21 protein-coding genes, 1 tRNA gene, 1 pseudogene and 1 riboswitch are annotated in these 22,542 nt (G+C 65.8%); of the genes and pseudogenes, 15 read left to right on the top strand and 8 right to left on the bottom strand.

Annotated elements, in window-relative coordinates; translation table 11 throughout:
• Positions 1-14 precede the first annotated feature (14 nt).
• From nuoE to MESAU_RS17315, 5 genes and pseudogenes are all read right to left on the bottom strand, one after another.
• Positions 15-1,016: pseudogene (gene nuoE / locus MESAU_RS17335) on the bottom strand (NADH-quinone oxidoreductase subunit NuoE); the annotation flags it as partial.
• Positions 1,017-2,207, bottom strand: a complete 1,191-nt coding sequence (locus MESAU_RS17330; RefSeq protein ID WP_015317340.1) for an NADH-quinone oxidoreductase subunit D — start codon at positions 2,205-2,207, stop codon at positions 1,017-1,019. It lies immediately after the preceding pseudogene.
• Positions 2,207-2,809, bottom strand: a complete 603-nt coding sequence (locus MESAU_RS17325; RefSeq protein ID WP_015317339.1) for an NADH-quinone oxidoreductase subunit C — start codon at positions 2,807-2,809, stop codon at positions 2,207-2,209. The genes MESAU_RS17330 and MESAU_RS17325 overlap by 1 nt, the downstream gene beginning before the upstream one ends.
• A 4-nt stretch (positions 2,810-2,813) precedes the next feature.
• Positions 2,814-3,395 carry a NuoB/complex I 20 kDa subunit family protein gene (locus MESAU_RS17320; protein ID WP_015317338.1) on the bottom strand — a complete coding sequence of 194 codons (582 nt, stop codon included), beginning with the start codon at positions 3,393-3,395 and terminating at the stop codon, positions 2,814-2,816.
• Positions 3,386-3,751 (bottom strand): NADH-quinone oxidoreductase subunit A, encoded by a 366-nt coding sequence (locus MESAU_RS17315; RefSeq protein ID WP_010910112.1) that lies wholly within the window; start codon positions 3,749-3,751, stop codon positions 3,386-3,388. The genes MESAU_RS17320 and MESAU_RS17315 overlap by 10 nt, the downstream gene beginning before the upstream one ends.
• Positions 3,752-4,085: 334 nt before the next feature.
• Here MESAU_RS17315 and MESAU_RS17310 point away from each other — a divergent pair, with 334 nt between their 5' ends.
• From MESAU_RS17310 to MESAU_RS17275, 8 genes are all read left to right on the top strand, one after another.
• Complete coding sequence (locus tag MESAU_RS17310; RefSeq protein ID WP_015317337.1) at positions 4,086-5,285, top strand: winged helix-turn-helix domain-containing protein; 1,200 nt, start codon at positions 4,086-4,088, stop codon at positions 5,283-5,285.
• A 29-nt stretch (positions 5,286-5,314) separates the two neighbouring features.
• Positions 5,315-5,521, top strand: a riboswitch (cobalamin riboswitch).
• A 38-nt stretch (positions 5,522-5,559) separates the two neighbouring features.
• Positions 5,560-5,988, top strand: a complete 429-nt coding sequence (locus tag MESAU_RS17305; RefSeq protein WP_083883227.1) for a DUF1636 family protein — start codon at positions 5,560-5,562, stop codon at positions 5,986-5,988.
• A 2-nt stretch (positions 5,989-5,990) separates the two neighbouring features.
• Positions 5,991-7,028: a cobalamin biosynthesis protein CobW gene (gene cobW / locus MESAU_RS17300; protein WP_015317335.1), complete on the top strand. Its 1,038-nt coding sequence runs from the start codon at positions 5,991-5,993 to the stop codon at positions 7,026-7,028.
• A gap of 19 nt (positions 7,029-7,047) precedes the next feature.
• Positions 7,048-10,422 carry a cobaltochelatase subunit CobN gene (gene cobN, locus MESAU_RS17295; RefSeq protein ID WP_015317334.1) on the top strand — a complete coding sequence of 1,125 codons (3,375 nt, stop codon included), beginning with the start codon at positions 7,048-7,050 and terminating at the stop codon, positions 10,420-10,422.
• Positions 10,419-11,894, top strand: a complete 1,476-nt coding sequence (gene cobG / locus MESAU_RS17290) for a precorrin-3B synthase (RefSeq protein WP_015317333.1) — start codon at positions 10,419-10,421, stop codon at positions 11,892-11,894. The genes cobN and cobG overlap by 4 nt, the downstream gene beginning before the upstream one ends.
• A 2-nt stretch (positions 11,895-11,896) precedes the next feature.
• Complete coding sequence (locus MESAU_RS17285) at positions 11,897-12,529, top strand: precorrin-8X methylmutase (RefSeq protein ID WP_015317332.1); 633 nt, start codon at positions 11,897-11,899, stop codon at positions 12,527-12,529.
• The gene (locus tag MESAU_RS17280) at positions 12,526-13,284 is read left to right on the top strand and encodes a precorrin-2 C(20)-methyltransferase (RefSeq protein ID WP_015317331.1); all 759 of its coding nucleotides are present in this window, start codon (positions 12,526-12,528) and stop codon (positions 13,282-13,284) included. Before MESAU_RS17285 ends, MESAU_RS17280 begins: the two co-directional genes overlap by 4 nt.
• Positions 13,281-14,045: a precorrin-3B C(17)-methyltransferase gene (locus tag MESAU_RS17275; RefSeq protein ID WP_015317330.1), complete on the top strand. Its 765-nt coding sequence runs from the start codon at positions 13,281-13,283 to the stop codon at positions 14,043-14,045. Before MESAU_RS17280 ends, MESAU_RS17275 begins: the two co-directional genes overlap by 4 nt.
• On the opposite strand, the gene MESAU_RS17270 is transcribed toward MESAU_RS17275, so the two are convergent.
• A complete protein-coding gene (locus tag MESAU_RS17270) occupies positions 14,009-14,776 on the bottom strand; it encodes a cobalt-precorrin-6A reductase (RefSeq protein WP_015317329.1) in 768 nt (255 codons plus the stop codon). The genes MESAU_RS17275 and MESAU_RS17270 overlap by 37 nt on opposite strands.
• 1 nt (position 14,777) lies before the next feature.
• Between MESAU_RS17270 and MESAU_RS17265 the strand changes: the two genes are divergently transcribed.
• From MESAU_RS17265 to cobT, 7 genes are read left to right on the top strand one after another with little or no spacing between them, the layout of a single operon-like run.
• Positions 14,778-16,019 carry a bifunctional cobalt-precorrin-7 (C(5))-methyltransferase/cobalt-precorrin-6B (C(15))-methyltransferase gene (locus tag MESAU_RS17265; RefSeq protein WP_015317328.1) on the top strand — a complete coding sequence of 414 codons (1,242 nt, stop codon included), beginning with the start codon at positions 14,778-14,780 and terminating at the stop codon, positions 16,017-16,019.
• On the top strand, positions 16,016-16,402 hold the full coding sequence (locus MESAU_RS17260) for a cobalamin biosynthesis protein (RefSeq protein ID WP_015317327.1): 387 nt from the start codon (positions 16,016-16,018) through the stop codon (positions 16,400-16,402). The genes MESAU_RS17265 and MESAU_RS17260 overlap by 4 nt, the downstream gene beginning before the upstream one ends.
• Positions 16,399-17,163: a precorrin-4 C(11)-methyltransferase gene (cobM, locus tag MESAU_RS17255; RefSeq protein WP_015317326.1), complete on the top strand. Its 765-nt coding sequence runs from the start codon at positions 16,399-16,401 to the stop codon at positions 17,161-17,163. Before MESAU_RS17260 ends, cobM begins: the two co-directional genes overlap by 4 nt.
• Entirely contained in the window at positions 17,160-17,978 is an 819-nt protein-coding gene (gene cobA, locus MESAU_RS17250) for a uroporphyrinogen-III C-methyltransferase (RefSeq protein ID WP_015317325.1), read from the top strand. The genes cobM and cobA overlap by 4 nt, the downstream gene beginning before the upstream one ends.
• Positions 17,975-19,288 (top strand): cobyrinic acid a,c-diamide synthase CobB, encoded by a 1,314-nt coding sequence (locus tag MESAU_RS17245; protein ID WP_015317324.1) that lies wholly within the window; start codon positions 17,975-17,977, stop codon positions 19,286-19,288. The genes cobA and MESAU_RS17245 overlap by 4 nt, the downstream gene beginning before the upstream one ends.
• Positions 19,289-19,292: 4 nt before the next feature.
• Positions 19,293-20,069 carry an adenosylcobinamide-GDP ribazoletransferase gene (gene cobS, locus MESAU_RS17240; RefSeq protein ID WP_015317323.1) on the top strand — a complete coding sequence of 259 codons (777 nt, stop codon included), beginning with the start codon at positions 19,293-19,295 and terminating at the stop codon, positions 20,067-20,069.
• A gap of 39 nt (positions 20,070-20,108) precedes the next feature.
• Positions 20,109-21,119, top strand: a complete 1,011-nt coding sequence (gene cobT / locus MESAU_RS17235; protein ID WP_015317322.1) for a nicotinate-nucleotide--dimethylbenzimidazole phosphoribosyltransferase — start codon at positions 20,109-20,111, stop codon at positions 21,117-21,119.
• A gap of 234 nt (positions 21,120-21,353) precedes the next feature.
• On the opposite strand, the gene MESAU_RS17230 is transcribed toward cobT, so the two are convergent.
• Together MESAU_RS17230 and MESAU_RS17225 are read right to left on the bottom strand one after the other, a co-directional pair.
• Positions 21,354-21,429, bottom strand: a tRNA-Lys gene (locus tag MESAU_RS17230).
• A gap of 106 nt (positions 21,430-21,535) precedes the next feature.
• Positions 21,536-22,444 carry a PhzF family phenazine biosynthesis protein gene (locus MESAU_RS17225; protein WP_015317321.1) on the bottom strand — a complete coding sequence of 303 codons (909 nt, stop codon included), beginning with the start codon at positions 22,442-22,444 and terminating at the stop codon, positions 21,536-21,538.
• Positions 22,445-22,542 lie beyond the last annotated feature (98 nt).

The following is a 22,542-nucleotide window of genomic DNA, read 5'->3' as shown; positions in this document are numbered from 1 at the left end:
CCTCAGACCGGCTTCTTGGTCGGCTTGGCGGCAGGCTGCTTGGTCTCCGGCGCCTTGAAGGCGCTGCCCGGTTCGGCCCGGTTCTTCGGCCCATTGCGTTGTTTTGGAGTCGCCTCGACTTCAGGAGCGGCCTTGTTGGCGTTGGCGGCCGAGTGAAGGGGTGGCGCAACGCTAGCCGCGTTCTCGGTGACCGGCGCGACCTTGGCCGGCGACGGCGTCTTCAACGTCGGGTTAGTCTCTGGCGCGGCGGTCTTCGGCCTGCTGGATTTCGACGGAGCAACCGGACCAGGCGCAGCTGGGGCGGCCGGTGCCGGCACCGGCGCAGCGATGATCGCGTCGGGCGCTGCCTTCGCGGCCCTGGCTGCTTCCCGGGCTTCACGGTCGCGGGTCGACTTGAGGATCGCCTTTTCGCTCTTCAACGTGGTCAGGCCGGAGGCCGGCTCCGAGCCGGTGCGGCCGTTCTGCGGTCCCGGCGTCACCGAGGCGCCCTTGCCCGCATCGTAGAGATCGATGATTTCAGCCAGCCGTTCCGGTGTCAGATCCTCGAACGTATCCTTGAACACCATGACCATCGGCGCGTTGACGCAGGCGCCGAGGCACTCGACCTCTTCCCACGACAAGGTGCCCTTGTCGTTGGTGTGGAATTGGTCGTGATGGATCTTCGAGCGGCACACATCCATCAGCGCTTCCGAGCCGCGCAGCATGCAGGGCGTGGTGCCGCAAACCTGGATGTGCGCACGGGTGCCAACGGGGTTCAACTGGTACTGCGTATAGAAGGTCGCGACCTCGAGGCCGCGGATACGCGGCATGCCGAGCATGTCGGAGATGGTCTCGATCGCCGCCTTGGTGACCCAGCCCTCCTGCTCCTGCGCTATCATCAGCAGGGGAATGATCGCCGACTGCTCGCGGCCCTTGGGATACTTCTTGATCCATTGCTTCGCCGCTGCCGCATTCGCCCGGTTGAAGGCGAAGGAGGCTGGCTGGACGCTGGCTTCTGCGAGACGGCGGACTGACATTTAGCGATCGACCTCACCAAACACGATGTCGAGGGAGCCGAGGACGGCGGTGACGTCGGCCAGCATGTGGCCGCGGCAGAGGAAATCCATGGCTTGCAGATGCGCGAAACCGGGTGCGCGCAGCTTGCAGCGGTAGGGCTTGTTGGTGCCGTCGGAGACTAGGTAGACGCCGAACTCGCCCTTTGGCGCCTCGACCGCCGCATAGACTTCGCCGGCCGGCACGCGGTAGCCCTCGGTATAGAGCTTGAAGTGATGGATGAGCGCTTCCATCGAACGCTTCATCGCCTGGCGCTTGGGCGGCACCACCTTGCCGTCGAGGTTCGACACCGGGCCGGTGCTTTCCTTGCCGAGCAAGAGATCGATGCACTGGCGCATGATCCGTGCCGACTGGCGCATTTCTTCCATGCGCACGAGGTAGCGGTCGAAACAGTCACCATTCTTGCCGACAGGAATGTCGAAATCCATTTCCGAATAGCATTCATAGGGCTGCGACTTGCGCAGGTCCCACGGCGAGCCCGAACCACGGACCATGACGCCCGAAAAGCCCCAGGCCCAGGCGTCGGCCAGCGAGACGATGCCGATGTCGACATTGCGCTGCTTGAAAATGCGGTTGCCGGTGAGCAGCCTGTCGAGATCGTCGAGCGATTTCAGGAAAGGGTCGATCCACTTGCCGATGTCCTCGACCAGCTGGCGCGGCAGGTCCTGGTGGACGCCGCCCGGACGGAAATAGGCCGCATGCATGCGCGAGCCCGAGGCGCGCTCATAGAACACCATCAGCTTTTCGCGCTCGACGAAGCCCCACAGCGGCGGCGTCAGCGCGCCGACGTCCATGGCTTGCGTCGTCACATTGAGGATGTGCGACATGATACGGCCGATTTCGCAATAGAGCACGCGGATCAGCTGGCCGCGCCTCGGCACCTCGATGCCGAGCAGGCGCTCGGCGGCCAGCGCGAAGGCGTGCTCCTGGTTCATCGGCGCGCAATAATCGAGCCGGTCGAGATAAGGCAGCGCCTGCAGATAGGTTTTTGCCTCGATCAGCTTCTCCGTACCGCGATGCAAGAGCCCGATATGCGGATCGACGCGGTCGACGACTTCGCCGTCCAACTCCAGCACGAGGCGCAAAACGCCGTGCGCGGCAGGGTGTTGAGGTCCGAAGTTGATGTTAAAGTTGCGGACGGAGGTTTCAGCCATTACTGCTTTGCCTTCTCATCCCCTGGCAGCACGTAATCCGTGCCTTCCCATGGGGACAGAAAATCGAAATTGCGGAATTCCTGCTTCAGTTCCACCGGCTCGTAGATGACGCGCTTGGCTTCGTCGTCGTAACGCACTTCGACGAAACCGGTGAGCGGGAAATCCTTGCGCAGCGGATGGCCTTCGAAACCGTAGTCGGTCAGCAGGCGGCGCAGGTCCGGGTGGCCCGAAAACAGCACGCCATAGAGATCGTAGGTTTCGCGCTCGAACCAGTCGGCGCCGGGATAGACGCCGGTGATCGAAGGCACCATCGTCTCCTCGTCGGCCTGCACCTTGATGCGAATGCGCACATTCTGCTTCGGCGAAAGCAGGTGATAGACGACGTCGAAGCGCTTGGCCCGCGACGGATAGTCGGCACCGCAGACATCGATGATCGAGATGAACTGGCAGCGCGCATCGTCGCGCAGGAAGGTCATCACCTCGATCAGGTTTTGAGGCTCGACGTGAACGGTGAGCTCGCCATAGGCGAATACCGCATCGCCGAAGCGGCCAGGCAGCTTCTCGCCGAGATAGGTCGACAGTTCGCTTAAGGAGGCGGCCATGGATTTACCGTTCGATCGTGCCGGTGCGGCGGATCTTCTTCTGCAGCAGAAGAATGCCATAGAGCAGGGCTTCGGCGCTCGGCGGGCAGCCGGGCACATAGATGTCGACCGGCACGACGCGGTCGCAGCCGCGTACCACCGAATAGGAATAGTGATAGTAGCCGCCGCCATTGGCGCAGGAGCCCATCGAGATGACGTAGCGCGGCTCCGGCATCTGGTCGTAGACCTTGCGCAGCGCCGGCGCCATCTTGTTGGTCAGCGTGCCGGCGACGATCATGATGTCGGACTGGCGCGGAGACGCGCGCGGCGCGACACCGAACCGCTCCGAATCGTAGCGCGGCATCGAGGTGTGGATCATCTCGACCGCGCAGCAAGCCAGACCGAAGGTCATGAACATCAGCGAGCCGCTGCGCGCCCAGGTGATCAGCGCCTCGGTCGAGGTGACCAGAAAACCCTTGTCGGCAAGCTCATTGTTGATTTCGAGGAAGAAGGGATCGTCCTCCCCCACCGGCCTGCCGGTGTTGGGATCGATAATACCTTTGGGCTTCGGCGCGACGAGGGTGCCTGAACTGTCGTTCAATCCCATTCCAGCGCTCCTTTTTTCCATTCATAGGCAAAGCCGATGGTCAGCACTGCCAAAAACACCATCATTGACCAGAAACCGAGCATGCCGATCTTCGAGAAGGACACTGCCCAGGGGAAGAGGAAGGCAACTTCCAGGTCGAATATAATGAACAGGATCGACACCAGGTAGAAGCGGATGTCGAATTTCATGCGGGCATCGTCGAACGAGTTGAAACCGCACTCGTAGGCGGAAAGCTTTTCGGGATCGGGGTTGCGATACGCCACCAGGAACGGAGCCGCCAGCAGCGCCAGGCCGACGACCAGTGCCACGCCGATAAACAGGACGATGGGCAGGTACGAACTGAGAAGTGCGTTCATGCAGCGGCTTTCCGTTGGCGCCAATCCACTTTGACTACAGCACCGAACCTTAATGCGGAAGCGTGACAGATTAACCGCTGAACCGTTTTAAGGGGCCTATGCTGCAACGCGGCGAGGGTTAGCGCAGCACTTCCAGCGAAGCAAGTCAAACCTTGTTCAAAACACCGAGCTGGACGGCATTCCGGGAGAAACTGGTCCCATCCGCTCCTGTTTGATTTCCTTCGCTTTTAACTCCACTTTTCTCTCCTGACAGGGTTGCCGCCAAAACCCTGCTAGCATGGACGGGAATCACGCCGGCAATGACGCCAGACAGGTCCATCAGGGACGCATACGCATGAAGGAAAAGATCTCGCTTGCCGCCGCGCGGCGCATCGCGCTCGCCGCCCAGGGATTTCTCGATCCCCGCCCCGCCGGCACGCCGGACCGCCGCCATTTCGCCCGCGTTCTGTCTCGCACCGGCCTGTTGCAGATCGATTCCGTCAGTGCGGTGGTGCGCGCTCATTACATGCCGCTCTATTCGCGTCTCGGCCCCTATCCCCTCGCTTTGCTCGACAACGCCGCCGTGACGCGCAAGCGCACCGTCTTCGAATATTGGGCGCATGAAGCCTCGTTCCTGCCGGTCGAGACCTACCCACTGATGCGCTGGCGCATGCAGCGCGCCGAGCAAGGCGATGAAATGTATCTGGGGCTGGCCAAATGGGGCCGCGAGCACGCAGCCTATATAGAAGAGATCTACCGCGAGGTCGTCGCGCGCGGGCCGATCGCCGCTTCGGCGCTCGAAGGCCAGAAAGGCTCCGGTGGCTGGTGGGGTTGGAGCCATGCCAAGCACGCCTTCGAATGGCTGTTCTGGGCCGGGCGCATCACCACCGCGCACCGGCGCGGCTTCGAGCGCTTTTACGACCTGCCGGAGCGCGTGCTGCCGCAGGCGATCCTCGATCTGCCGGTACCGACGCCTGAGGACGCGCATCGCGAATTGCTGCGCATTTCCGCCCGTGCCCATGGCGTGGCGACATCAGGCGACCTGCGCGATTATTTTCGACTCTCGCCGGCCGACATGAAAGGCCGGCTGGAGGAACTGGTCGAGCTCGGCGACTTGCTGCCGGTCCGTGTCGAGGGCTGGGACAAGCCGGCTTACCTTCACAAGGACGCCCGTATCCCGCGCAAGATCGAGGCCCGCGCTCTGCTGGCGCCGTTCGATCCGGTCGTCTTCGAGCGTTCGCGCTCGGAGCGGCTGTTCGACTTCCATTACCGCATCGAAATCTACACGCCGGCCGACAAGCGCCAATACGGCTACTATGTCCTGCCTTTCCTGCTCGGCGACAGGATCGTGGCGCGCGTCGACCTCAAGGCTGACCGGCCGGCCAGTGTCCTGCGCGTCCATGCCGCCTACGCCGAGCCCGGCACACCGCCCGAAACCGCAGCCCAGCTCTTCGAGGAATTGAAGCAGATGCAGGGCTGGCTTGGCCTCGAGCGCATGGAAATAACGCCTGCCGGCGACCTCGGCCCGGCGCTGTCCGACATCGCGGTGTCGTAAGCTCGCGTTGACACCGCTGCCCGCAAGAGCCTAAATCCCATCCAGACGGTCTCCTCTCGGCAAAGGGAGGAGCCAAGAGGGAATGCGGTGCGGGATTGAAGATCCCAAATCCGCGGCTGTCCCCGCAACTGTGAGCGAAGAGCCAAGGCCGAAAGCCACTGGGATTGTCCCGGGAAGGCGGCTACCCAAGGCGATGACCCGCGAGCCAGGAGACCTGCCGTCTGGAATGCAAGAGTCCGATCGCCTGGCGGGTTTTCCGGGCAAGGAGCCTGATGTGGATCGCGACAGCAGTTTTTCGGCTGAAACAACCGACATTTCGTCCGGCGGGAATCATCCCCTGGCCGGCATCACGGTCATTGTCTGCGCTTCCTGTCGCGACGAGACCGGCTCCGACGCCCATCCCCGGGCCGGCGAACTTTTGGCCGAAGATACGCGCCAAGCCGCCTCGGGCGAGAAGATTCGCATCCGCACGGTCGAATGCCTCGGCAATTGCAAGCGCCGCCTGAGCGCCGCGATCCTGCGCGACGGCTGCTGGAGCTATGTGTTCGGCGATCTGACCGCGAGCAGCGGCGCCGATCTGGTCACCGGCGCGAAACTCTTCGCCACCTCGAGCGACGGCCTCATTCCCTGGCGGGGCAGGCCCGATAGCCTCAAGCGCGGCCTCGTTGCCCGCATCCCTCCCCTCGACATGCTGAAAGACTGATCATGACAACATCTCTGTCCCGCGTTCCCTGCACCGTCGTCACCGGCTTCCTCGGCGCCGGCAAGACGACACTGGTCCGCCATCTCCTGGAAAATGCCGGCGGCAAGCGGATTGCCATCATCGTCAACGAGTTCGGCGACATCGGCATCGACGGCGAGATCCTCAAGGGATGCGGCATCGACACCTGCCCAGAGGAAAACATCGTCGAACTGGCCAATGGCTGTATCTGCTGCACCGTGGCCGATGATTTCGTGCCGGCGCTCGACCAGATCCTGTCGCTGACGCCTAAGGTCGACCATATCCTGATCGAAACCTCGGGCCTCGCTCTGCCCAAGCCGCTGGTCCAGGCTTTCCAGTGGCCGACGGTGAAGAGCCGCGTAACGGTCGATGGCGTCATCGCCGTGGTCGACGGTCCCGCACTGGCGGAAGGCCGCGTCGCCAACGACATGGACGCCCTGCAGGCGCAGCGCGCGCAGGACGAGAGCCTCGACCATGACGACCCGGTCGAGGAAGTGTTCGAGGACCAGATTGCCTGCGCCGACCTGATCATCCTGTCGAAGAGCGACCTGATGGATGCCGCCGGTTCAGCCCGCGCCAACGCCATTATCAACGAACACTCCGCCCGCGCCGTGAAGATCGTGCCGACGTCTCATGGCAAGGTCGATCCCTCGGTGCTGCTCGGGCTCGGTCTCGCCGTCGAGGACGACATCGAGAACCGCAAGTCCCACCATGACGGCGCATTCGATCACGAGCATGACGACTTCGACACGTTCATCGTCGACATTCCCTCGATCGCCAATCCCGACGAGCTGGCAAAGCGCGTCGCCGCGGCCGCCGAACAGGAAAACGTGCTGCGCGTGAAAGGCTTCGTCGAGGTCGGCGGCAAACCTATGCGGCTCCTGCTGCAAGCCGTCGGCCCGCGCGTCAATCATTACTACGACCGCGCCTGGACCGCTGGGGACGACCGCCGCTCGCGGCTCGTCGTCATTGGCCTCAAGGGGCTGAACCGCCCGGCGATCGAACGTATCCTCGCCGGCTGATTTTCAGGCCCGGGCCGCGATGCACATCCTCACCACGACCTCCGCCTCGCTCGACGATCTCGCCGAGCCTGTCGATCTCAGGCAGGTGCCGGCGGATATCGTGGCCCTGTCCTTCACCGACAGCGATCTCGCCGGACTGGCTGCGGCGTGGAAGGCCGATGCCGGTCGCCTGCCCTCGATGCGGCTGGCCGCACTGCGCGACCTGCGCCATCCCATGTCCGTCGACCTCTGGATAGACAGCGTCGCCCGCCACGCCAAAATCATCCTGGTGCGCATCCTCGGCGGCTACGACTGGTGGCGCTATGGCTGCGACCAACTGGCGGTGATTGCCCGCGAACGCGGCATCAAACTGGCGCTGCTTCCCGGCGAAAGCCACGACGAGGATCTTAGGCTGGTCGAAGCCTCGACGCTGCGGCGCGCCGAACTGGACGGCCTGCTCGGCTATTTCCGCGAGGGCGGCCCGGCCAATATGGGCGCGCTGGTGCACAGGCTGGCAGGCTTGGCTGGACAGGATGCGCCCGTCGCCAACCCGGTCAGCGTGCCGAAGGCCGGTTACTATCAGGCTGGATTGGGGGTCGCGGAGGAGCCGACCGGTTCCAATAGCGGCACTCCCATTATCCCGATTCTCTTCTACCGATCGATGCTGCTCGCCGCCGATGTCGCCCCGATCGATGCGCTGGCCGAGGCTTTGCGCTCCAGGGGATTGGCACCGGTCTCGATCTTCGTTTCCAGTCTGAAGGATCCGGTGTCGCTTGCGTTCGTCGAAAATGCCGTCGCATCGCTGAAACCCGCCGCGATCGTCACCGCGACCGCGTTCGCTTCCGGCGCCGAGCCCGGCGTCGAAACCTTGTTCGACCGCGCCGGCGTGCCCGTCTTCCAGGTCATCGTTGCCACCACGCGCCGCGACATCTGGGAAAACAACCAGCGCGGCCTGGCGCCCGCCGACCTTGCCATGCATGTCGTGCTGCCCGAACTTGACGGCCGCATCCTCGCCGGCGCCATTTCCTTTAAGGCCGAGAGCGATATCGATCCGGCGCTTGGCCATCGTGCGTTGGCGAACCGCCCGGAACTGGATCGGGTGGAGCAAGTGGCGGGTCGAGTCGCGGCTTTCATCCGGCTGCGGGAGACAAGACGGGAGGAGCGCAAGCTCGCGATCCTCATTCCCGATTATCCCAGCGCCCCTGGCCGCACCGGCTATGCGGTCGGGCTGGACGTGCCGTCCAGCGTGCTGGCCATGCTGCACGACTTGAGCGAACAGGGCTATGCCGTTGACGGGATTCCGCAAACGCCGCGTGAATTGCTGGATTTGCTGGAGCGGGGCAGTGATGGGCTGGGGTTGAATGACTATCTCGACTTCTCGAAAGAGTTGCCGACATCGGCGATTGCTGCGGTAAAGGCTGCGTGGGGCAGAGCGGAAAATGAGACAGGTCTTCGCTCGCACACACCTTCGCTATCAGGCAAACACCACTTCCCCTTCCGCGCCGCGCATTTCGGCAATATCACCGTGGCACTCGCCCCCGACCGGGGCCGCTCGGCCGACCGTCGCGCCGACTACCACGATCCGACCCTCCCGCCGCGCCATGCCCTGATCGCCTTTGGCCTGTGGCTGCGCAAATCGCTCGGCGTCCACGCTCTCGTCCATGTCGGCGCCCACGGCACGCTGGAATGGTTGCCCGGCAAGACCGTCGCGCTGTCGCCAACCTGCTTTCCCGAGATCGTCACCGGCGCATTACCCGTCATCTATCCGTTCATCGTCTCCAATCCCGGCGAAGCAGCGCAGGCCAAACGGCGTATTGCCGCCGTCACGCTTGGCCATTTGCCGCCGCCGCTTGCAGGCGCAGGGCTGGACGAGGACCAGCACGAGCTCGAGCGACTGGTCGACGAATACGCCCAGGCCGACGGGCTCGACCGCCGTCGCCGGGACCGGCTCGCCAGGCTGATTGTCGAAACTGCGCAAAAGACCGGCCTTGCCTCGGAAGCCGGCGTCGCCAAGACCGACGCGCCCGACGAAGCGCTGCGCCGCATCGACGCCTGGCTCTGCGACCTCAAGGATTTCGCCATCAAGGACGGGCTGCACATCTACGGCCGCGTCCCCAACGACGAACCAGACTCCGTGCGCCTGCAAAGCGCGAACGCCGAGAAAGCCTCCCTGCTCGCGGCGCTCGATGGCCGTCACGTCAAGGCGGGCCCGGCCGGCGCACCCGCGCGCGGGCGCTCCGATGTTTTGCCCACCGGCCGCAATCTGTTCACCTCGGATCCGCGAATCATGCCGACGCCGACCGCATATGATCTCGGCAAGGCGGCGGCCGAAGAAGTGGTGCGCGGCTACATGCAGTCGCATGGCGACTGGCCGCGTTCGCTGGTGATCGATCTCTGGGGCTCGGCTTCGCTGCGCACCGGCGGCGAGGAGATCGCGCAGGGCCTGGCCTTGATGGGCTGCCGACCGCAATGGGACACTGCCACCGGCCGCGTCACCGGCATCGAGGTGCTGCCCCCGGCGGCGCTCGGCCGCCCGCGTGTCGACGTCACCTGGCGTATATCAGGTCTGTTCCGCGACATGTTCCCGACCCAGATCGCGCTGATCGACGCCGCCGCCAAGGCCGTTGCCGCGCGCGACGAGGACGATTCGGAAAACCCGCTCGCCGCCAAAACCCGCGCCGACGGCAAGGTCAGCCCACGAATCTTCGGCACTTCGCCCGGCACGTACGGCGCCGGCGTCGAGGACATGCTGTCGAGCGGCGACTGGACGGCGCGCGAAGAGATCGGCCGCGCCTATCTCGACGCGACCTCGCATGCCTATGGCGGTGCCGGCGGCGAAGGCGTCTCGGCACCTGGAGCGTTTGAAGGCCGCATCGCCGACGCCGATCTTCTCGTACACACCGGCGACGACCCCGGCCGCGACATTCTCGAAGGCTCCGCCGACGTCGCCTTCATCGGCGGCTTCTCGGCCGCCTTGGCCACACTTGGCAGGAACGCCGACGTCATCGTGCTCGATACGACCGATCCGCGAAAGCCGAAACCGCGATCGGTCGGCGAGGCGGTGTCGCGCGTGGTGCGCGCCCGGGCCGTGAATTCACGTTTCATATCGGGCCAGATGCGCCACGGTCCGCGCGGCGCCTCCGAATTCGCCGAAACCGTCGACCGGCTGGTCGGCTTCGCCGAGACCACCCATGCGATTTCAGGCGCGCTGATCGAGGCTGTGCACGACGCCTATCTTGGCGACGCGGACGTCCGCGCCTTCATCCTGCGCGAAAACCCCGCAGCCGCCAAAGTCATTGCCGAGCGCTTCTTGTCGGCGCGCCGGCGCGGCCTCTGGCATCCCTTGCGCAATTCTATCGACGACGATCTGGCCGCGCTGATCGCCGAGGCTAACGCGCTCGGGGTCGCGGCATGAACGCCTTCTCGCGCCGTGGCGCCTGCCCTGCTCTGTCCGCACCGATGCAGACAGGCGACGGCCTGCTGGTGCGGCTCAACCCGGTCGCTGGAGGCTCATCTTCCGGAGGGTTGTCCCCGAAGCTCTTGATCGCCCTGGCTGAGTCCGCCTCGCGGCACGGCAACGGCATCATGGAAGTGACGGCCCGCGGCAGCCTGCAGATCCGCGGCCTGACAACGGAAAGTGCCGCGTTGCTGGCGGCGGAGGTCGATGCGCTGGGCATCGCGGTGCGCACCGGCGTACCGGTCGAGACCGGCCCGCTGGCGGGTATCGACCCACACGAGATTGCGGATCCCCGGGCGATGGCTGAGCGGATCATGGCGGCGATCGAAGATGCCGGACTGGCACCAAGGCTGGGGCCGAAGGTTTCGGTGGTCGTCGACGGCGGCGGGCAGCTGACTCTGGATGCGGTGACGGCCGATGTCAGGCTGAAGGCGGTTGGAGTCAGCGCTGGCACCCTTTGGGCCATATCAGTTGCCGGTGACCGCCAAAGTGAGAAGCGACTTGCGACGGCTGGCGAAGGTGCGGCGCGCGACATTGCTGTCGCCGCGCTTCGGATGGTCGCTGAGAAAGGTCCGGACGCACACACACGGGATTTGTCGGAGCGGCAGTTGGCGTCTCTCACAGGTTGGCACTCTACGGCGCCCCTCTCTGTCCTGCCGGACATCTCCCCCACGCGGGGGGAGATCGGCAGCTTGAGCGCCGGCATTCCCCTTTCAACGTCGAAGATTGGCGAAGACAGCGACAACAGCGCAATCTCCCCCCTAGAGGGGGAGATGTCCGGCAGGACAGAGGGGAGCGCCTCGCGCAAGCCTATCGGCCTTTTCTCCTTAGCCGGCGACATTTTCACCTTCGGCATCGGCCTCCCCTACGGCAGCATGCCGGCGGACAAGATCATCGGCCTCGCGCAAAAAGCTCTTGCCTTCGGCACGTCAGAAATCCGCCTCGCCCCCGGCCGCGCCTTGCTTTTCCTCGGCCAGCCGACGGAAGCCAATCAATCCCTTCAAGATACCGCCGCCACCCTCGGCTTCGTCACCTCTCCCACCGACCCGCGCACGCGCATCGCGGCTTGCCCCGGCGCCCCGGCCTGCGCCTCCGGCCGGATCGCGACCCGCGACATCGCCGAGGCGATCGCCACCGAAAACGCCGACATCCTCGATTTCACGCTGCACGTGTCGGGCTGCGCCAAGGGCTGCGCCAATCCCGGCCCGGCAGCACTCACAATTGTCGGCGGCGAAAATGGAGCCGGACTTGTCGTGAACGCGACGGCAAAGGCTCTTCCTGCCGGCTACAGGCCGGGCTATGACGCCCCGCGCGGCTTCAGCCGCGTCGCGGCGATGATCCGCGGCGCACGACATCAGGGCGAAACCGCCGCCGCTTGCCTGACAAGGCTTGGCACGGCAGCAATCGCCGAAATGTACCAACAGGAATGAGCATGGCCGCTTACGACTATATCCGCGACGGCACGGCGATCTACGAGCGCTCCTTCGCCATCATCCGCGCCGAGGCCGATCTCTCGCGCTTTTCCGAGGCCGAGGCCGATGTCGCCATCCGCATGGTCCATGCCTGCGGCCAAGTCGAGGCGGCAAGTCATTTCGTTTTCTCCCCCGATTTCGTCAGCGCCGCGCGCAAAGCTCTGGCGGCCGGCGCGCCGATCTTCTGCGACGCCGAAATGGTCTCGCATGGCGTCACCCGCGCCCGGCTGCCGACCGGCAATGAGGTGATCTGCACCTTGCGCGACCCGCGCACGCACGACATCGCGAGGCAGATCGGCAATACCCGCTCGGCGGCCGCCATCGACCTCTGGGGCGAGCGCATCGCCGGTTCGGTGGTCGCCATCGGCAACGCACCGACCGCGCTCTTTTATCTCCTGGAGAAGTTGCGCGATGGCGCGCCGAAGCCGGCGGCCATTATCGGCATGCCGGTCGGCTTCGTCGGCGCTGCCGAATCCAAGGACGCACTGGCCGAGAATTCCTATGGCGTGCCCTATGCCATCGTGCGCGGCAGGCTTGGAGGCAGCGCCATGACCGCCGCCGCGCTCAATTCACTGGCGAGGCCGGGTCTGTGAACGCGCTCCCCAAAGGCCGTCTCGTTGGTGTCGGCACCGGTCCCGGCGACCCAGAATTGTTGACGCTGAAGGCCGCGCGGGTGCTGGCCGAGGCGGATGTCGTGGCGTATTTCGCCAAGCGTGGCAACAACAGCAATGCGCGCGCCATCGTCGAGGCGCGCTTCCGGCCCGACATGCTGGAACTGCCGCTGCTCTATCCCGTGACCACCGAGATCGACAAGGACCACGACGATTACCGGTCGCAGATCACGGGTTTCTACGAGGAGTCGGCGGAACAGGTCGCCGAGCACCTCGACGCCGGCAGGGTGGTTGCCGTGCTGTCCGAAGGCGATCCCCTGTTCTACGGGTCCTACATGCATCTGCATGTCCGCCTTGCCCATCGTTTCCCCACCGAGGTCATTCCCGGCATCACCGCAATGTCCGGCTGCTGGTCGCAGACCGGTGTGCCGATCGTCCAGGGCGACGACGTGCTGACCGTGCTGCCCGGCACGATGAGCGAGTTCGAGCTGACGCGCCGCCTCGCCGACACCGACGCCGCCGTCATCATGAAGGTCGGCCGCAACCTGCCCAAGATCAGGCGCGCGCTGGAGGCGACCGGCAAGCTGACGCGCGCCGTTTATGTCGAGCGCGGCACGATGGCCGGCAGCGTCTCGATGAAACTAGCCGACAAGCCGGATGACAAGGCGCCCTACTTCGCCATTGTGCTGGTTGCCGGCTGGTCCGGTCGGCCGGGCGCGGCTGGAGCCCAGATATGAGCGGCCGTCTCACCGTCATCGGCCTCGGGCCCGGCAATGCAGACCAGGTCACGCCGCAAGCCAGCCACGCTATCGCCGAGGCCAAATTCTTCTACGGCTACAAGCCGTATCTGGACCGGCTCGGCCTGCGCCCGGACCAGACCCGTGTCGCTTCCGACAACCGCGAGGAACTCGCCCGCTCCAAGGATGCCTTGACCAAGGCCGCCGAGGGTCACGACGTCGCCGTGGTGTCGGGCGGCGATCCCGGCGTCTTCGCCATGGCCGCAGCGGTCTGCGAGGCCATCGAGGCCGGTCCGGCCGAATGGCGCGCGGTCGATGTCGCTGTCGTGCCCGGCGTCACCGCCATGCTCGCGGTCGCCGCCCGCATCGGCGCGCCGCTTGGCCACGACTTCTGCGCTATCTCGCTGTCCGACAATCTGAAGCCTTGGGATCTGATCGAACTGCGTCTTCTGGCGGCGGCCGGCGCCGGCTTCGTCATTGCGCTCTACAATCCGATCAGCAAGGCGCGTCCCTGGCAGCTTGGCCGCGCCTTCGAATGCCTGGCCGCCATCCTGCCCGGCACGACGCCGGTGATCTTCGGCCGCGCCGCCGGCCGGCCCGACGAGCGCATCGAGGTCTATCTGCTGGCCGATGTCGACGCAGAAAAGGCCGACATGGCGACCTGCATCATCATCGGCTCGCCGGAGACCCGGATCATCAGGCGCGGCGAAAAGCCGGCGCTGGTCTACACGCCGCGCTCGGCATCGGGCTCGACGAAATGACGGACCATCGCGGCCAGCGCTTCGACTGTTTCAGCCGAGGGCACATCCGGCAGGACGGGCCTGCGCACCATGATCACCTCGATGCCGAGCGTTCGCGCCGCGGCAATCTTCCCGTATGTCGCCGTGCCGCCGCTGTTCTTCGACACCACGACATCGATGCGATGCTTTTCGAGCAGCACGCGCTCGTCGGTCTCGCCAAACGGCCCGCGCGCCAGCAGATAGTCGGCATCGGGCACAACCAGCTTCGGCTCGACCGGATCGACACTGCGGATGAGGTAGTGGTGTTGGGGTGCGGCCTCGAAGGCGGTGACCTCCTGCCGGCCCAGCGCCAGAAATACACGGCGTGGCGCCGGTCCAAGCGCCCGTGCCGCCCCGGCAACGCTGTCCACCTCAAGCCAGCGGTCGCCCTGGACGACATCCCAGCCCGGACGCCGCAAGGCAAGGATCGGCACGCCAGTGGCGCGTGCCGCTTGCGCGGCATTGGCGGAGATACGCGCCGCGTAGGGATGCGTGGCGTCGATCAGCAGACCAGTGCCTGTCTCCCTGAGATAAGCGACCAAACCGTCGGCACCGCCGAACCCTCCACTTCGCACGGGTACGCCCTGCGCGACGGGGTTTTCCGTACGGCCGGCCAGCGACAGCGTGACCGAGCAATGGGCGCGCGCCGCCAGTCTTCCGGCCAGTTGCCGGGCTTCGGTGGTGCCGCCGAGGATCAGAATGCGGTGGGTCATCATGCCTGCTGAGGGTCCGCGCGCCGCCAAGCCCAACCCGAGATGGCTCACAATCGTCGGCATCGGTGAGGACGGTTTAGCGGGTCTCGGCGACGAGGCCAAGCGGCGGATCGCCGAGGCGGAGTTCATCTTCGGCGGCAAGCGGCACCTGGCGCTCGTCGCTTCCTTCGCCAAGGGCAAGCCGCGTCCCTGGCCGGTTCCTTTCGATGCCGGGATGGCCGACGTCCTGGCGCTTGCCGGTAGGAACGTCTGCGTGCTCGCCTCCGGCGACCCGTTCTTCCACGGGGTCGGCGCCACCCTCGCCCGCAAGGTCAAGCCGCGCGAGATGCACGTCATACCAGCGCCGTCGGCGTTGTCGCTGGCCGCGGCGCGGCTTGGCTGGGCGCTACAGGATATCGAGACCGTCTCACTGCACGGCCACCCGATCGACCTGATCCGCCCACTGCTGCAGCCCAACGCCCGCATCCTGGCGCTGACATCCGATGGCTTCGCTCCGGCGGCGGTTGCCCGCCTGCTCGCCGAACTCGACTTCGGCACTTCGCGGCTGACGGTGCTGGAAGCGTTGGGCGGGCCGAAGGAGACGTTGCGCTCGGCTCGCGCCGATGCTTTCGACCTCGAAAACATCAATCCGCTCAATGTCCTGGCCATCGAAATTGATTCGGCCCCGCAGGCGCGCGTGCTGTCGCTCACGGCAGGCCTCGCCGACCATCTGTTTGAGCATGACGGCCAGATCACCAAGCGCGAAATCCGCGCTATCACCCTGTCGGCGCTGGCGCCGAGGCGGGGCGAATTGCTGTGGGATGTCGGCGCCGGCTCGGGCTCGATTGGCATCGAATGGATGCTCGCCCACCCTTCGCTGCGCGCCATCGCCATCGAGGCCGACCCGGCTCGCGCCGCCCGCATCGGCCACAACGCCGTTGCCTGCGGCGTTCCCGGCCTTGTCATTGTGGAAGGCAGCGCGCCCAAGGCCCTGGCCAGACTGGAGACACCTGATGCCATCTTCATCGGCGGCGGCGGCAGCGACGCCGGCGTCATGAATGCCGCCATCAGAGCCTTGCGCGCCGGCGGCCGTCTTGTCGCCAACGCGGTGACGTTGGAAATGGAAGCCCTGCTCCTCGCCCAGCACACAAAGCGCGGCGGCGACCTCACCCGCATCGGCATCTCCCGCGCTTCGCCGGTCGGCTCCATGCAGGCATGGCGGCCGGCCATGCCCGTCACGCAATGGAGCTGGGTGAAGCCATGATGGTCGCGGGCATCGGCAGCCGAAGGGGCGTCACCGTCGAGGACGTGCTCGCGGCCATAGAAACCGCGCTCGAAGCGCATGGCCTGGCGATGACGGCTCTTTCGGCACTGGCCACCGCTGCGCTCAAGAAGGATGAAGACGCCATCGTTGCCGCCGGTCGCAAGCTGAACCTCCCCGTCATTGTCGTTGATGACTCAGCCCTACAGGCCGCCTCGCCGGGTACGCTCAGCAGCTCCAGTCTCTCGCGGAAGCTGGCGGGCACGCCATCGGTCTCGGAAGCCTCCGCCCTTGCCGTCGCCGGCAAAAGCGCGACGCTGCTTGGGTCCCGCACCGTGCTCGGTCCGGTCACCTGCGCCATCGCCATCAGCGGAGACGCGCCATGACCGTCCATTTCATCGGCGCCGGCCCAGGTGCGGCGGACCTCATCACGCTGCGTGGCGCAAGGCTCCTGGCGAGTTGCCCGGTCTGCCTCCACGCCGGCTCCATCGTCGCGCCGGAACTGCTGCAGCATTGCGCGCCGGGAACGAAGCTGGTCGACACCGCGCCGATGTCGCTCGACGAGATCGAGGCTGAATATGTGGCAGCCCAAATGGCCGGCCATGATGTTGCCCGCCTGCATTCCGGCGACCTGTCGGTGTGGAGTGCCGTGGCCGAGCAGATCCGCCGGCTGGAAAAGCATGGCATCCCCTACACGCTGACGCCGGGCGTCCCTTCCTTCGCGGCCGCCGCCGCCGCACTTCGCCGCGAGCTGACCATCCCCGAAGTCGCGCAAAGCCTGGTGCTGACCCGCGTTTCCGGACGTGCGTCGAAAATGCCGCCGGGCGAAACCCTGGCCGGCTTCGGCCGCACCGGCGCCACGCTGGCCATCCACCTTGCCATCCACGCCATCGACCGCGTCGTCGCCGAGCTGACGCCGCACTATGGCGGCGATTGCCCGGTGGCGATCGTCTTCCGCGCCTCCTGGCCGGACCAGCGCGTGATGACCGGCACGCTGGAATCCATCGAGGCACAACTGGCGGCCGATCCGATGGAGCGCACGGCCATCATCTTCGTCGGCCGCTCGCTGGCGGCACAAGATTTCGGCGAGAGTTCATTATACGACGCCCACTATCAGCGGCGTTTTCGCGGACGGGACGGATTGTGAGCGCCAGCACTGGAAATAACGGCGAAAACGCCACACTCGAACAGGCGCTCGCACGGCTGAACTTCAAGCCGCGTCCGCTTGAGCCGGGGCATGTCTGGCTGGCCGGCGCCGGTCCCGGCGATCCCGGCTGCCTGACGCTGGAGGTGCTGGCGGCACTGGCCGAGGCGGATGCGCTGGTCTACGACGCGCTGGTTTCGCCCGATGTGGTTGCTGTTGCCGGAAATGCCGAGCTTTTCTTTGCGGGAAAACGCGGCGGCAAGCCCTCGATGAAGCAGGATGACATCACCGCTCTGCTGGTGCGGCTGGCGCGTGAAGGCCGCCGCGTCATCAGGCTGAAGGGCGGCGATCCCTATATTTTCGGCCGTGGCGGCGAAGAGGCGCTGGCGCTGGCGCGTGAGAACATCCCGTTCCGCGTCCTGCCAGGCCTCACCTCGGGTCTCAGCGCGCTCGCCGCCACCGGCATTCCCGCCACCATGCGCGGCATCAACAAGGCTGTCATTCTGGCGACCGGCCACGCCGCCGGCACCGATGACGATCTCGACTGGGCGGCGATCGCCCGCACCGGCCAGCCGGTCGTCGTCTACATGGGCATGGCCAATCTGCCTCTCATAGCAGCCGCCCTGCTCGACGGCGGACTGGCGCCATCGACACCGGCGGCCGTGATCGTCGCCGCGACGACGCCGCGGGAAAGGACCGTCGTCGCCACGCTCGCCACCATTGCCGAGGCAGCGGCGGCGGCCGGGCTCGCCTCGCCGGCATTGATCGTCGTCGGCGGCATCGTCGCCATGCGCGCGGCGCTGGCGGGCGGGGCATGACGGCCCGGGCGATCATCATCGGCGCGCCGCGCTCTGGTTCGGGCAAGACCAGCGTCACCATCGGCATCCTGCGCGCACTCACCCGGCGTGGCCTGAAAGTGCGCGGCGCCAAGTCCGGCCCCGACTATATCGACCCCGGCTTCCATACCGCCGCCACCGGCCTGTCCGGCGTCAATCTCGACAGCTGGGCGATGTCGCCGCCGCTGCTCAATGCGCTGGCCGCACAAGCGGCCGACGACACCGATTTCGTCATCCTCGAAAGCGCCATGGGCCTGTTCGACGGCATCCCGGCCTCGCCTGGCCGCACCGGTTCGGCTGCCGATCTGGCCCGGCTCTACGGTCTGCCGGTGCTGCTGGTGCTCGACGTGTCAGGCCAGTCGACAACGGCGGCGGCCGTCGCCAAGGGTTTTGCCACGTACGACCCGGATGTGCGCATGGCCGGCGTCGTGCTCAACCGGCTGGGCAGCGAGCGCCATCGGAAGCTGTCCGGCGACGCCATCGAGGCGATCGGCCTGCCCGTCGTCGGCGCTATTTTGCGCGACCCCTCGCTCAATTTGCCCGAGCGCCATCTCGGCCTCGTCCAGGCCGGCGAATATGACGACCTGATGGCGCATCTCGACCGGCTCGCCGACACGGCGGAGAAGTCGCTCGACCTCGACGCGGTCATGGCCCTGGCAACGCCCTTCGCCCCGGCAGCAGGTTCCTTCGCCGACGCGCTGCGGCCGCCCGGTCAACGCATCGCGCTTGCCGAGGATGCCGCCTTCACCTTCCTCTACCCGCATGTCGCCGCCTATTGGCGCAAGGCCGGCGCGGAAATCGTCCCGTTCTCGCCGCTCGCCGACGAAGCGCCGGACGAGGATTGCGATGTTTGCTGGCTGCCCGGCGGCTATCCCGAGCTTCATGCCGGCAAACTCACGGCCGCCGCGAATTTCCATGCGGGGATGGCACGTTTCGCCACGACAAAGCCGATCCATGGCGAATGCGGCGGCTTCATGGTGCTTGGTGAAGCGATGGAGGATGCATCAGGCGAAACGCATCGCATGCTCGGCCTGCTCGGCCATTCCACCAGCTTCGCCAGGCGCAAGATGAATCTTGGCTACCGCGAGGCTCGGCTGCGTGCCGATTGCCCGCTGGGTTCGCAGGGCGCGCTGATCCGGGGTCACGAATTCCACTATGCGCAGATGACGGCCACCGGCAATGACGAGCCGCTGGCTGACCTTGCCGACGGCCAGGGCAATCCGCTCGGCGCCTCAGGCTACCGGCGTGGCCACGTCAGCGGCACCTTCTTTCATGCGATTGCGAGGAGCTAGGGCCATGAAGCTCCCGAAAATCACCCTGTCGCCCCGGCAAGTCCTCGACGACATCGCGCTTTGCCTGGTCTTCTTCACCCGCCTGCCGCTGCCCGTGTTTGATTTTCGCGGCCGCAACCTCGCCGCCGCGATCTGGGCCGCCCCCATTGCCGGCCTTGTCGTCGGCCTGATCGGCGCCATCGTTTTTGCCACGGCGGAACGCTTTGGCCTTGCCATTGGGCCGGCGGCTGCCCTTGCCCTTGTTGCAACCGTGGTTACCACGGGGTGCCTGCACGAGGATGGATTGTCGGACGTTGCCGACGGCTTCGGCGGCGGCAAGTCGCGCGGCCGCAAGCTCGAGATCATGCGCGACAGCCGCATCGGCGCTTATGGCGCCATGGCGCTGGCGCTGTCGCTGCTGATCCGCTGGAGCGCGCTGTCGCAAGTGGTGGAACCCACACAGGCTCTGTTTGCGCTCGTGGCGGCGCACGCAGCCTCGCGTGGCGTGCTCGGCGCCTTCATGCATCTCTTGCCACCGGCGCGGTCCGACGGCCTGTCGGCTGGCGCCGGCACCGTTTCGCTCGAAACGGCAATAGCCGGAGCCGTGCTCGGCGCGATACCACTGCTCCTGCTCGGGCTTGGCGGCGCCATTGCCGCGCTCATCCTGCTCGGCCTGTTCTTTGCCGCCTTCCACGCCCTTTGCCTCAACCAGATCGAGGGCCAGACCGGCGACACCGTTGGCGCCTTGCAGCAGTTGAGCGAAATCGCGGTGCTTCTCGTCGCTTCCGTCGCCCTTTCCTGACCCCCCTTGACCTGATTCCCTTCCGGAGACATTGCCCCCATGCCCTTCAAATCCCTCGATGAACTGCGCGCCGCCTGCCTCGACCTGCCTGCCGGCAGCGAAGTGGCCGCCAGTGCCGTCGCTCGCCGCCAGGACACGCTGACCAAGCCGCAAGGCAGCCTCGGCAAACTCGAAGCGATCGCCGCCTGGCTGGCGCGCTGGCAAGGCCGCGACATGCCAAGGCTCGACCGCGTGAAAGTCTTCGTCTTCGCCGGCAACCACGGCGTCACCGCGCAGGGCGTGTCGGCCTACCCCTCCGAAGTCACCGTGCAGATGGTGGCGAATTTTGCCGGCGGGGGGGCCGCCATCAACCAGCTCGCACGCATCGCCGGCGCGGAACTCGACGTCATCCCGCTCGATCTCGACCATCCCACCGGTGACTTCACGCAAGTGCCGGCAATGGATGAGAAGACCTTCCTCGCCGCTGTCTCGGCGGGCTATGACGCCGTGACGAAAAACCTCGACCTGGTCTGCTTTGGCGAAATGGGCATCGGCAACACCACGCCGGCCGCCGCGATTTCGGCTGCCTTGTTCGGCGGTGGCGCCGAAAAATGGACCGGGCGCGGCACCGGCGTCGACGATGCCGGCCTCAAGCGCAAGGTGGTTGCCATCGAATCGGGCTTGAAGCGCCATGCCGCCGCCCTCGCCGATCCGCTGGCGATCGCCGCCACCCTTGGTGGACGCGAGCTCGCCGCCATCTTCGGTGCGACGCTCGCCGCGCGTCGCATCGGCGTACCGGTCCTGCTAGACGGCTTTGTCTGCACCGCCGCCGCAGCACCCCTGGCGAAACTGCATCCAACCGGCCTTGCTCATACGATCGCGGCGCACGTCTCGGCTGAATCGGGCCATCGTGGCCTGCTCGAAGCGCTCGGCCTGCCGCCGCTGCTCGATCTCGGCATGCGGCTCGGCGAAGGTTCCGGCGCCTGCCTTGCCGTCAACATCGTCCGCTCGGCGCTGGAGTGCCATGCCCGCATGGCAAGCTTTGCCGAGGCCGGCGTGTCGGAGAAGTAGCATCTTCCGGTTGTAGCGACTCTCGAATGGACCGGGTGGATGAAAATCTTCATCCGGCTGCCTTCTGAACCGCGTTTTCGGCGTGGCCACTCGTAGTCTTTGAGCGAGCTGCAAAGCCCTACATCTCACCTGGCCAAAGGCGGCCGGGTTGCGAGGGCAGCCAAACACTGATGAACGAGCGCGGCAATTGAACCGGCCTATTCAGGGTCATTTCCACCAAGTCTTCTAGGAATTTGGTGGGTGCGCACAGGATTGAACTGTGGACCCGCTGATTAAGAGTCAGCTGCTCTACCAACTGAGCTACGCACCCACTCGGCCGGCAAAAACCGGCGTTGGCGGGCATATAGCCGCCGATACCGGTCCTGTCCAGCCCTGCTGGAATCATTTCCCGACAAATCGACCGGGGCTCTCTCCAATCAGGCGAAAAGCTTGCCTTCCGCCACCTTGATCGCATGCCCGCCAATGCGCGCGGACGCCAGTTTTCCGCCTTGCACGGTTAGTTCGAGGCGGATGCGCGACGGCCGGCCCATCTCCAGTCCCTGTTCGATCCATAGCTGCGAAACCCCGTCCGTCGGACCGTCGAAATGCATGATGGCGCCGGCGAAGGCCGCCGCTGCCGAACCGGTCGCCGGGTCCTCATAGGAAGGCGTGCCGGGAACGATCATGCGGACATGGAAAGCGCTTTCGTGGTTCACCGTTTCGCGGCAATAGACGTACGGGCTGGCGAAGGCCCATTCGCTCTTGCGCGGCGCCAGTTCCGACCATGCCTGGTTGTCCAGCCGGATGCGGCCCGCCGCTTCGAGATTGGCGACCGGAATGGTCACATAAGGCACGCCGGCCGACCAGAAGGCGACGCGGTGATTCTCGAAGCCGATCTCGTGCGGTGTCAGGCCAAGGGCGGCGCCGATCGCCTCCGGATCGGCCTCCAGCTTCAGCGGCTCCGGCAATTTCGCCAGGTCGAACTCGGCGAAGGTGGCGCCATCGTGTGTGCTGACCGCGCAACGCACCGGGCCGATGTTCTCTTCAAGCACGAAGATGCCGGCGCCGCCCTCGCCCGCCAGTTCGGCCAACGCGATGGCCGAGCCCACCGTCGGATGGCCGGCGAATGGCATTTCATAATCGGGCGTGAAGATGCGGATGCGGTTGCGGTGCTTGGGATTGTCCGGCGGCAACACGAAAACCGATTCGGACAGGTTGAACTCGCGCGCGATGGCCTGCATCGCGGCCGTGTCCAGACCTTTGCAATCCAACACCACCGCCAGCGGGTTGCCGGCCAGTCGCTCGGTCGTAAACACATCGTAAAGCAAGTAATTCCGGGTTTGCATCCCTGCCTCAATCCCAACATGGGCGAAATTTAATTTGATATTCGAACCGGTAAGCCTGATCTGTGCACAGACAGGGACATTACGCATCATAGGGGTCC

Source organism: Mesorhizobium australicum WSM2073 (assembly GCF_000230995.2).
GTDB lineage: Bacteria > Pseudomonadota > Alphaproteobacteria > Rhizobiales > Rhizobiaceae > Mesorhizobium > Mesorhizobium australicum.
The sequence above is the reverse complement of the archived record's forward strand: the minus strand, read 5'-3'. Positions and strand labels throughout refer to the sequence as shown.

Excerpts from the sequence above, each read along its gene's own strand:
- MESAU_RS17330 (WP_015317340.1), bottom strand. The coding sequence starts at position 2,207 with ATGGCTGAAACCTCCGTCCGCAACTTTAACATCAACTTCGGACCTCAA.
- MESAU_RS17325 (WP_015317339.1), bottom strand. The coding sequence starts at position 2,809 with ATGGCCGCCTCCTTAAGCGAACTGTCGACCTATCTCGGCGAGAAGCTG.
- MESAU_RS17320 (WP_015317338.1), bottom strand. The coding sequence starts at position 3,395 with ATGGGATTGAACGACAGTTCAGGCACCCTCGTCGCGCCGAAGCCCAAA.
- MESAU_RS17315 (WP_010910112.1), bottom strand. The coding sequence starts at position 3,751 with ATGAACGCACTTCTCAGTTCGTACCTGCCCATCGTCCTGTTTATCGGC.
- MESAU_RS17310 (WP_015317337.1), top strand. The coding sequence starts at position 4,086 with ATGAAGGAAAAGATCTCGCTTGCCGCCGCGCGGCGCATCGCGCTCGCC.
- cobW (WP_015317335.1), top strand. The coding sequence starts at position 5,991 with ATGACAACATCTCTGTCCCGCGTTCCCTGCACCGTCGTCACCGGCTTC.
- cobN (WP_015317334.1), top strand. The coding sequence starts at position 7,048 with ATGCACATCCTCACCACGACCTCCGCCTCGCTCGACGATCTCGCCGAG.
- cobG (WP_015317333.1), top strand. The coding sequence starts at position 10,419 with ATGAACGCCTTCTCGCGCCGTGGCGCCTGCCCTGCTCTGTCCGCACCG.
- MESAU_RS17285 (WP_015317332.1), top strand. The coding sequence starts at position 11,897 with ATGGCCGCTTACGACTATATCCGCGACGGCACGGCGATCTACGAGCGC.
- MESAU_RS17275 (WP_015317330.1), top strand. The coding sequence starts at position 13,281 with ATGAGCGGCCGTCTCACCGTCATCGGCCTCGGGCCCGGCAATGCAGAC.
- MESAU_RS17270 (WP_015317329.1), bottom strand. The coding sequence starts at position 14,776 with ATGACCCACCGCATTCTGATCCTCGGCGGCACCACCGAAGCCCGGCAA.
- MESAU_RS17265 (WP_015317328.1), top strand. The coding sequence starts at position 14,778 with ATGCCTGCTGAGGGTCCGCGCGCCGCCAAGCCCAACCCGAGATGGCTC.
- MESAU_RS17260 (WP_015317327.1), top strand. The coding sequence starts at position 16,016 with ATGATGGTCGCGGGCATCGGCAGCCGAAGGGGCGTCACCGTCGAGGAC.
- cobM (WP_015317326.1), top strand. The coding sequence starts at position 16,399 with ATGACCGTCCATTTCATCGGCGCCGGCCCAGGTGCGGCGGACCTCATC.
- MESAU_RS17245 (WP_015317324.1), top strand. The coding sequence starts at position 17,975 with ATGACGGCCCGGGCGATCATCATCGGCGCGCCGCGCTCTGGTTCGGGC.
- cobS (WP_015317323.1), top strand. The coding sequence starts at position 19,293 with ATGAAGCTCCCGAAAATCACCCTGTCGCCCCGGCAAGTCCTCGACGAC.
- cobT (WP_015317322.1), top strand. The coding sequence starts at position 20,109 with ATGCCCTTCAAATCCCTCGATGAACTGCGCGCCGCCTGCCTCGACCTG.
- MESAU_RS17225 (WP_015317321.1), bottom strand. The coding sequence starts at position 22,444 with ATGCAAACCCGGAATTACTTGCTTTACGATGTGTTTACGACCGAGCGA.